We start from the raw sequence: 9,345 nt of genomic DNA on the forward strand, positions 1-9,345 counted from the left end.
AAAGGGACAGGTTTATTTTGGTCGGTTTTATCTGGGAAAATGTCGGCACTCGCCGGAAGGGGAGGGCCGGCGTACGGCATGCTGGAGCAAGTTGGATCTTCTGCGGCATACCCCGTGGACAAAAAATGGCAAATATGAGTACTGTTGCTGGCGTAGTATCATATCGAGCTTACAAGATAATAGACATAACAGCAAATATGTTCATTAATGTTGGCACATAGAAGCATACTAACGGGCATTTTGATTAATTTGAAGGCGTTTAGAGGCCGTAAAGAGGGCATTTGAGGCGGTTTTGGCTGCTACTAAAAATGTAACAGTACTCATATTTGACCTTTTTTGGCCACAGGGTCCGGAAGGGGCTGTCAATCGGGCCCCAAGAGAGCTAATTCGAGTGCCGTGGACGAAAAAACGGGTGCGCAGGTTGTCCTGCGCACCCGTTCTCGGGCGTTATTCGTTCCCTGCGGCAGAATTTACGCCGCCTCGTCGAACTGCGAATTGTACAGGTCGGCGTAGAAGCCGCCCTGGGCGAGCAGCTCGTCGTGCGTGCCCTTCTCGACGATGTCGCCGTCACGGATCACCAAGATCACGTCGGCGTTGCGGATCGTGGACAGGCGGTGCGCGATGACAAAGCTCGTGCGGCCCTGCATCAGCGCATCCATGGCACGCTGAATAAGCTCCTCGGTACGGGTATCGACGTTGGAGGTCGCCTCGTCCAGAATCAGCGCCGGGCGGTCGGCCAAAATGGCACGGGCGATGGTCACGAGCTGACGCTGGCCCTGCGACAGGTTAGTGCCCTCCTCATTGATCATAAAGTCGTAGCCGCCGGCGAGCGTATGGATAAAGTGGTCGCAGCGTGCGGCGCGTGCAGCGGCTTCGACCTCGTCATCGCTCGCGTCGGGACGTCCATAGCGAATGTTTTCGCGGATCGTGCCGTTGAACAGCCAGGTATCCTGCAGCACCATGGCAAACTCGCCGCGCAGTGCCGCGCGGTCCCAATCGCGCACGTCGACGCCCTCGACACGCAGCGAACCGCCGTCCACATCGTAAAAGCGCTGCAGCAGCTTGATGAGCGTGGTCTTGCCGGCGCCGGTGGGGCCGACGATGGCGATGGTCTGGCCGGGCTGCGCCACGCAGCTAAAGTCGTGGATGATGGTCTTGTCGGGCGTGTAGCCAAACTTGACATGGTCGAACTCCACATGGCCGGGGCGCTTCTCGGGAATCTGCGCGTCGGCCTTCTGCTCCTCCTCGGGCGCGGCCAGGAACTCAAAGACGCGCTCGGTGGCAGCGGCCATCGACTGCATCGTGTTGCTCACGTTGCCCAGCTGCTGCACGGGTTGCGTAAAGTTGCGAACGTACTGGATAAAGCTCTGGATGTCGCCGGGTGTGGCATTGCCGGTCAGCGCGAGCTGCGCGCCCACCACGACGACGCCCACGTAGCCCATGTTGCCCACCAAGCTCATAAGCGGCATCATCAGGCCCGACAGGAACTGCGAGCGCCAGCCGCTCACAAACAGTCGGTCGTTTTGACGGTCGAACTCCTCGATCGAGGCCTCGGCGCGGTCGAACACCTGAATGACGTTCTGGCCGGCAAAGTCTTCCTCGATAATACCGTTGACGGTGCCCAGAACCTGCTGCTGCTCTCGGAAGTACGGCTGCGAGAAGTGAATCATTACGGCCAGGATAATCGCAGCTGCTGGCAGCGTGAGCACGGTGACGCCGGTGAGCGGCAGGCTGATCGACAACATCATGACGAGCACGCCGATAATCTGCGTGACGGACGTAATAAGCTGCGTCACGCTCTGGTTGAGCGACTGGCCGAGCGTATCGACGTCGTTGGTGATGCGGCTGAGCACATCGCCCTTGCTGTGACCGTTGAAGTAGCTCATCGGCACGACGGCAATCTTGGCGGCGATCTCCTTGCGCATGCGGTAGCAAATCTTTTGCGTGACACCGGTCATGAGCCAGCCTTGGATCAGGCTGCAGATAGAGCTTGCCAGATACAGGCAGAGCAAAAAGCCGAGCGTCTTGGCGATCCAGGCAAAGTCGACATCGCCGGTACCGTTGACTTTGGCGACCAGGCCTTCGAACAGCTTGGTCGTAACCTGGCCGAGCACCTTGGGTCCCACAATGTTAAAGACGACCGAGCACACGGCAAAGGCGACGGCGGCAAGCACGGCAACCTTGTGTTGACCGATATAGCCGAGCAACTGCCGCATGGTGCCCTTAAAGTCCTTGGCCTTTTCGCCGCGGCCCATGCCACCCATGCGGCCCATGGGACCGCGCTGGCGGGTGGGCTTGGGAATCTGAGTCTTGGTTTCGTCTGTCATTAGTGCTCGCCTCCTTCCATAACGGCTGCAATTTCTTCTTGAGTGAGCCCCAGCTCCTCGGCGGAAAGCTGCGACTGCGCGATCTCCAGGTACGCCGGGCAGCTGTGCAGCAGTTCTTCGTGCGTGCCGGTGCCCACTACGTGGCCGTCATCGAGCACGATGATCTGGTCGGCGTGCATGATAGTCGCGATGCGCTGGGCCACGACCACGAGCGCGGCATCGGTAACATTTTTGGCGAGCTCTTCGCGCAGGCGAGCGTCGGTCTTGTAGTCGAGGGCGCTAAACGAGTCATCGAACACCACGACCTCGGGCTTTTTGGCCAGGGCGCGGGCGATGGCCAGACGCTGGCGCTGACCGCCCGAGACATTGGAGCCGCCCTGGCTGATGGGGGAGTCGTAGCCGCCCTCGCGCTCGGCGATAAAGTCCTCCGCCTGGGCGATGCGCGCGGCCTGGCGCATGTCCTCGTCGCTCACCATGTCGCCGGCAAACTTGAGGTTGCTCTCGACGGTGCCCGAGAACAGACGCCCCTGCTGCGGGATGTAACCAATGCGGCGGCGCAGCTCGGAAAGGGTCATGTCGCGCACGTCGGTGCCGTCGAGTGAAATGCCGCCGCCCGTGACGTCGTACAGGCGCGGAATCAACTGCACGAGCGTGGACTTGCCCGAGCCCGTGGAGCCAATGATGCCGAGCATCTGACCGGCATGCGTGGTGAAGTTCACGCCGCTAATGACGTCGGCGCGGGCATCGGGATACTGGAAGCTCACGTCGCGGAAGCAGAGCTCACCGCGCGGCGCGCTGGCCGCGGGCAGTTTGGGTGAGACGGGGTCATTGATGCTCGTGGGGCAGGTGATGACCTCTTCCACGCGCTCGGCTGCGACCTCGGCACGGGGCAGGATAACCGAAACCATGGTGAGGATCATAAACGCCATGACGATCTGCATGGTGTAGGAGATAAACGCCATCATGTTGCCGACCTGCATCACGCCGTCGGACACGCCCTGCGCGCCAAACCACACGATAAGCACGGTGATGCAGTTCATGACGAGCATCATGAGCGGCATCATAAAGCTCATGGCGCGGTTGGTGTAGAGCTGCGTGGTCATCAGGTCGAGCGAAGCCTTGTCAAAGCGCTCGAGCTCATGTTCTTCGCGGTTGAACGAGCGGATGGGCATAAGGCCGTCGAGCAGCTCGCGGGCGGTAAGGTTCACGCGGTCCACAAAGCTCTGCATCTTTTTGAACTTGGGCATGGTGAGGCCCATGAGCACGCCGACGACGGCCGAGACCGCGATGATGGCAACGGCGATGGTCCACTCCAGGCCGGTATGGTTAGCCAGGACGCGCATGACGGCGACGATGCCCATGACGGGGGCCATCAGACACATGCGGATAAACAGGGTTGCAGCCATCTGGATCTGCTGAATGTCGTTGGTGCAGCGGGTAATGAGCGAGGCCTGGCTAAACTTGCCCACCTCGGCCGGCGAGAAGTGCATAACCTTGTTGAAGGTCTCGCGGCGCAGGTCGCGGGCGATGGAGCAGGCGGTGCGCGAAGCCACGGCACCGGTCAGGATGGTGGCGACGAGCGACACCAGGCACAGCCCAAACATCGTGGTCGCCATGCGGCCCAGGTAGGCGTTCTGCACGTCGGCGGGGTCGATGCCCTGTGCCTTGTACTCGTCCTGTACATAGCTCACGGCGCGCTGGGTCACGATGGAGCCCGACATGGAGCCCATTTTGTCCGCCATTTGGTTGGCGCCCTCGACGAGCTTGATTTGGTCTACCAGACCGCCCTCGACACCCAAGCGCAGGCTCTTCATGGTGATCTTACCGCCGTCGGCATCAATCTGTTTTTGCATGCTCTGCGCGGCTGCGGCCTTCTGCTGCATCTCGGCGAGTTGCTCGGGCGTCATCGCCGCCATCTGCTCGGGCGTGGGTATGGCCTGGGCGCCGCTGTTGTCTTTCTCACCGGACGTGCCCATCATGTCACCCATGGAGTTGGCGTCAATACCCTGGTTGAGCGAAAGGACGACGGTCTCGGGCAGACTCATGATATCGGCGAGCTTGCTGCCGTCGGCGCGCTCATCCTCGGTTCCCTTGTACGTGCGAATCCCGTTTTTGTCTGCCTTGCCAAACGCAGCTTCTACCGTCTTGGCGTCCTTGGCGCTCATAAAGAGTTCGAGGTCGTCGAGCGATTCGGCGCGGATGGTGTCGGGTACGGGCGACGCGATGCCGCCTTGCTGCACACCCACGTCGACGATGTCGCTCATATAGGTAGGCAGTGCCAGATCGGCGTTGCAGCTGATTACGATAAGTACGATAGCTGTGAACAGTGCCAGGACGTGCTTTTTAAAGAGCTTGAGAATCCTCACTCGGCATCTCTCCTTTCTTGATTGCGGTCGATAATTTCGTTGGCACGTCTTAGAAGGCGCACCATCTCTTGGGTATCTGTTTCGCCGAGCTGCTCGAGGAAGGCCGCGGTGCGCTCCTCGAATTCCCGTCGTTTGATTTCGAGATCCTGGAATCCCTTGTCGGTCACCGTGACGTGTACGCGACGACGGTCGGTCTTTGAGTGCTCGCGCTCGACCCAGCCCTTGGCTTCGAGAGCGCGTAGGATATTGGCGATGCGGGCGCTCGAGACCCAGGCGCGATCGGCGAGTTCGCTCGGCGTGAGCGAACCGCCAGCGAGCATAAGGGCGCGCATGACGGCCATCTCGCCGCCGAGGGCTTTGTCCGCAAAGCGCGAAATGCGCTGATGCATGCTGCCGAACTCGGTAAGGAGCTGACGCCCAAGTTCACGGAAATCGGTATCTTCCACCGAAAACCCCTAACACTAGAAACTATTTTCGGTGAAAGATGATACCCCCGCACGCGCACCCTATACGGTAGATTTTGGGAAATGCCTAGAAAACAACCTTTAGGCGACCTCCGTACACCGTCGGTATCAGCAAAGTTAGGGGTAGATCTCTGAGCACGTCCTAAAGCCCACTCAGAGGCACTTTACCCTGCTAAAGCTGGCATAACAGCTAGAGTGAACGTCGTACAAAGGCAAGGAAAAAACTAAACAAATCGGTGAACGGTAGTTGTTCACGCTCGCATTTCCTGCGGGTTTGTAAAAAACGCCCTTATGATATAAAAAAAGAAACATATAACAGCCCAGATGGAGAGGGTCGCTATGTTATCCTTCTCAAACGGGTGAAATCTTGGGTTTTGGGTTGCAGTTCCAAGGTGGACAAACGTTTTTCCCTGCACCAACGTGTGGTGAAGAACGGAAGAAGCCGGTAGTGCAAGCCGAAAATTCAAGAATTCAATAAGCAGCGGTGTGAGAGAGCGCCGCATTACACGTAACTAGGAGCGTGGTTACACAATGCAGGAGGCATGGGAAGGCTTCAAGGAAGGCATTTGGACGGGAGAGGTTGACGTCCGAGACTTCATCCAGAAGAACTACACCCCTTACGAGGGCGACGAGTCGTTCCTCGTAGGTCCGACCGAGCGTACCAAGGAGCTGTGGGGCGAGGTTCTCGACCTGCTGCTTAAGGAGCGCGAGCAGGGTGGTGTCCTCGATATGGACACCAAGACCGTCACGGGTATCGTGAGCCACCCCGCTGGCTACATCGATAACGCCCACCGCGAGAAGGAGACCATCGTCGGCCTCCAGACCGACAAGCCGCTCAAGCGCGCTCTGCACGTCAACGGCGGTATCCGCATCGCTTGCCAGGCCGCCAGCCAGCACGGCTACAAGGTCGACGAGAACGTTGTCGAGCGCTACACCTTCGAGCGCAAGACCCACAACGCCGGCGTCTTCGATGTTTACACCCCCGAGATGCGTGCTTGCCGCTCGGCTCACATCATCACCGGTCTGCCCGATGGCTATGGCCGCGGCCGCATCATCGGTGACTACCGTCGTGTCGCCCTGTACGGTGTCGACTACCTGATTAAGGACAAGGAGGCCCAGAAGGCTTCCACCCCGACGGTCATGACCGCCGACAACATCCGCGATCGTGAGGAGCTGCAGGAGCAGATCCGCGCCCTCGGCGAGCTCAAGATGATGGCCGAGACCTATGGTTTCGACATTTCCAACCCTGCTACCAACACGCAGGAGGCCATCCAGTGGATGTACTTCGCCTACCTTGCTGCCGTCAAGGAGCAGAACGGCGCCGCTATGTCCATCGGCCGTACCTCTACGTTCATCGACATCTATGCTGAGCGCGACCTTGCCAACGGTACCTTCACCGAGGAGCAGATCCAGGAGTTCGTGGATCACTTCATCATGAAGCTCCGCATGGTCAAGTTCGCCCGTACTCCCGAGTACCAGGCCCTGTTCACCGGCGACCCGCAGTGGGTCACCGAGTCCATCGGCGGCATGGGTGTTGACGGCCGTACGCTCGTTACCAAGATGAGCTACCGCTACCTGCACACGCTCGAGAACATGGGTACCAGCCCCGAGCCCAACATGACCGTTCTGTGGTCGACCCGTCTGCCCGAGAACTTCAAGAAGTTCTGCGCCAAGACTTCCGTCGCCAGCTCCTCGATCCAGTACGAGAACGACGACCTCATGCGCGTCTATCACGGCGACGACTACGGCATTGCCTGCTGCGTGTCCTCCATGCGCATTGGCAAGGAGATGCAGTTCTTCGGCGCTCGCGCCAACCTGGCCAAGTGCCTGCTGTATGCACTCAACGGCGGTGTTGACGAGGTCTCCAAGAAGCAGGTCGGCCCCAAGTATCGCGCCGTCGAGGGCGATACGCTCGATTACGACGACGTTGTGGCCAAGTACAACGACATGATGAAGTGGCTCGCTGGCGTGTACGTCAACTCGCTGAACATCATTCACTACATGCACGACAAGTATTGCTACGAGCGCATCCAGATGGCTCTGCACGACAAGCACGTGCACCGCTGGTTCGCTACGGGCATCGCTGGCCTTTCCGTCGTGGCTGACTCCCTGTCCGCCATCAAGTACGCCAAGGTCCACCCCGTCCGTGATGAGAACGGCATCATCGTCGACTTCGAGACCGAGGGCGAGTTCCCCAAGTACGGTAACGACGACGACCGCGTCGACCAGATTGCTCACGACGTTGTGCACCAGTTCATGGAGTACATCCGCATGAACGACACCTACCGCAACTCCGTGCCCACGACCTCGGTTCTGACCATTACCTCCAACGTCGTGTACGGTAAGAAGACCGGCTCCACGCCCGACGGCCGCAAGGCTGGCCAGCCGTTCGCCCCGGGTGCTAACCCCATGCACAAGCGCGATAGCCACGGCGCCATCGCTTCGCTGTCTTCGGTTTCCAAGCTCCCGTTCCGCGATGCTCAGGACGGCATCTCCAACACCTTCTCCATCATCCCGAGTGCGCTCGGCAAGGAGGACCAGGTGTTCTTTGGCGATATCGACCTTGATCAGCTGGGCGAGTAACTATTGTTAGTGCTATACTAACAATAACGATTACTGATTAGTGCGCCGGTTTCGGCCGGCGCCTATTAATCGAAGGAGACACATTATGAAGGTTTCTGAAGTTTCCGAGACTCAGGCCGATAACCTGGTCCACATGCTCGACGCTTACGCCGAGAAGGGTGGCCACCACCTGAACATCAACGTCTTCAACCGTGAGACGCTGCTCGACGCTCAGGCTCACCCCGAGAAGTACCCGCAGCTGACCATCCGCGTTTCCGGCTATGCCGTGAACTTCCACACGCTCACCAAGGAGCAGCAGGACGAGGTCATTGCGCGTACCTTCCACGACAAGTTCTAAAGGGGCTCAACTCCCGCAGGATCGCCGGGGCTGTTTGGGCTACCTCCCAAAACGTCCTCGGACATGCAAAGAGGCTCGCTGCGCACTTCGTGCGGCGAGCCTCTTTGCGTCCTGACGCTCCTATTTGGCAAGGTGTTTTTTAGAATCCATTTTGCGCTCGGCCTCGAAGGCTTGCCTGTCCCAATCGAGCGGAAGTCCGGCCTCGACCCATGCCTCGTAGGCCCTCCTTATGGGCTTGAGCTCCCTTTGGCCCCTCTCCAGCATCGAGATGTACTTCTCGCTGGTGCCCAGTATGGACGCCGCCCTCACCTGGCTGACCTTCGCCGCGCGCCTGGCCGCCACGAGATCCGAGGCGTCCTCGGGCCTCCTGATCTCGTGCGGGCGCATCAGCGCCCGGTACGCCTCCCTGGCCACGTAGCGCTTGAGGCACCTCATGACCTCCCTGTCGCTCTTTCCCCGCCCCCTGGCCCTCTCGGCGTACTCGGCGGTCTCGGGGTCGCGCATGACCCTCTGCCTCGCGATCTCGTGCAGCGCGCTGTTCGCCTGCCGGTCGCCGCCCCTGTTGAGCCTGTGCCTCACGGTCTTGCCGCTCGAGGCGGGGATGGGGCAGGCGCCGCATATCGCCGCGAACGACGCCTCGGAGCGCAGCCTGCCCGGGTTGTCCCCGGCCGCGACCGCGAGCTTGGCCGCGCTCACGGGCCCACACCCGTACATCGCCAGCAGCGCGGGGCAGTTCTCCTCCAGGGACGCCTCGATCGCGAGCTCCATGTCGAGCGCCGCGTCGCGCGCCGCCGCCCACAGGTCCGCCAGCGCTCCGAGCGCGGCGCCCAGCGCGCCCTCGGCGCGCACGGAGGGGAGCTCCTCCATCAGCCTCGGCCCCGCCATCCCGCGGAACCTCGACCTGAGCCCCTCCGGCGCGGTGGTGAGCAGCGACCTCGCGGTGTTGATCGCCGAGGTCCGCGCCTTCACCGCCCCGGAGCGCGCCGCGAGCATGCAGCGCACCCCGTCGACCCACCCGTCCTGGCTCTTGGGGGTCCCGAGCCTTGAGCCGGATATCGCCGCGCGGGCGGCCCTCTCCGCGTCCGCCTCGTCGCACTTTCCCTGCCCCGGGCGCCTCCTCTGCGTCCTCGTCGGGGAGAGCGCCTCGCGCACGGGCATCACCCAGCGACGCGAGGTGCCTGGTGAGGCCCGTGTTAGCGTCAATCTATTTTTCACCAGTTTCGCTAAACAGGCGCACCGTTCGCGCAAAGGCGGTTTCACCGGTTGCG

6 protein-coding genes are annotated in these 9,345 nt (G+C 60.6%); 2 read left to right on the top strand and 4 right to left on the bottom strand.

The features are described 5' to 3' along the window. Positions 1-470: 470 nt before the first annotated feature. The 3 genes from GT495_RS08690 to GT495_RS08700 are packed head-to-tail and all read right to left on the bottom strand — an operon-like array spanning position 471 to position 5,139. Positions 471-2,327 (bottom strand): ABC transporter ATP-binding protein, encoded by a 1,857-nt coding sequence (locus tag GT495_RS08690; protein ID WP_161162361.1) that lies wholly within the window; start codon positions 2,325-2,327, stop codon positions 471-473. Beyond that, on the bottom strand, positions 2,327-4,693 hold the full coding sequence (locus GT495_RS08695; protein WP_161162362.1) for an ABC transporter ATP-binding protein: 2,367 nt from the start codon (positions 4,691-4,693) through the stop codon (positions 2,327-2,329). The genes GT495_RS08690 and GT495_RS08695 overlap by 1 nt, the downstream gene beginning before the upstream one ends. Next, positions 4,690-5,139 carry a MarR family winged helix-turn-helix transcriptional regulator gene (locus GT495_RS08700; RefSeq protein WP_052044097.1) on the bottom strand — a complete coding sequence of 150 codons (450 nt, stop codon included), beginning with the start codon at positions 5,137-5,139 and terminating at the stop codon, positions 4,690-4,692. Before GT495_RS08700 ends, GT495_RS08695 begins: the two co-directional genes overlap by 4 nt. A 549-nt stretch (positions 5,140-5,688) precedes the next feature. On the opposite strand from GT495_RS08700, the gene pflB reads away from it, so the two are divergent. Next, entirely contained in the window at positions 5,689-7,740 is a 2,052-nt protein-coding gene (gene pflB, locus GT495_RS08705) for a formate C-acetyltransferase (RefSeq protein WP_035137643.1), read from the top strand. Positions 7,741-7,825: 85 nt separating this feature from the next. Further along, the gene (grcA3, locus tag GT495_RS08710) at positions 7,826-8,077 is read left to right on the top strand and encodes an autonomous glycyl radical cofactor GrcA3 (protein WP_006234861.1); all 252 of its coding nucleotides are present in this window, start codon (positions 7,826-7,828) and stop codon (positions 8,075-8,077) included. Between the two features lie 120 nt (positions 8,078-8,197). Here the strand turns inward: grcA3 and GT495_RS08715 are convergent. Then, positions 8,198-9,345, bottom strand: a 1,148-nt coding sequence (locus GT495_RS08715; protein ID WP_204986912.1) for a transposase, incomplete at its 5' end; no start/stop codon positions are given.

This window comes from Collinsella sp. BIOML-A6 (assembly GCF_009875845.1).
Lineage (GTDB): Bacteria > Actinomycetota > Coriobacteriia > Coriobacteriales > Coriobacteriaceae > Collinsella > Collinsella aerofaciens_H.

Excerpts from the sequence above, each read along its gene's own strand:
- GT495_RS08690 (WP_161162361.1), bottom strand. The coding sequence starts at position 2,327 with ATGACAGACGAAACCAAGACTCAGATTCCCAAGCCCACCCGCCAGCGC.
- pflB (WP_035137643.1), top strand. The coding sequence starts at position 5,689 with ATGCAGGAGGCATGGGAAGGCTTCAAGGAAGGCATTTGGACGGGAGAG.
- grcA3 (WP_006234861.1), top strand. The coding sequence starts at position 7,826 with ATGAAGGTTTCTGAAGTTTCCGAGACTCAGGCCGATAACCTGGTCCAC.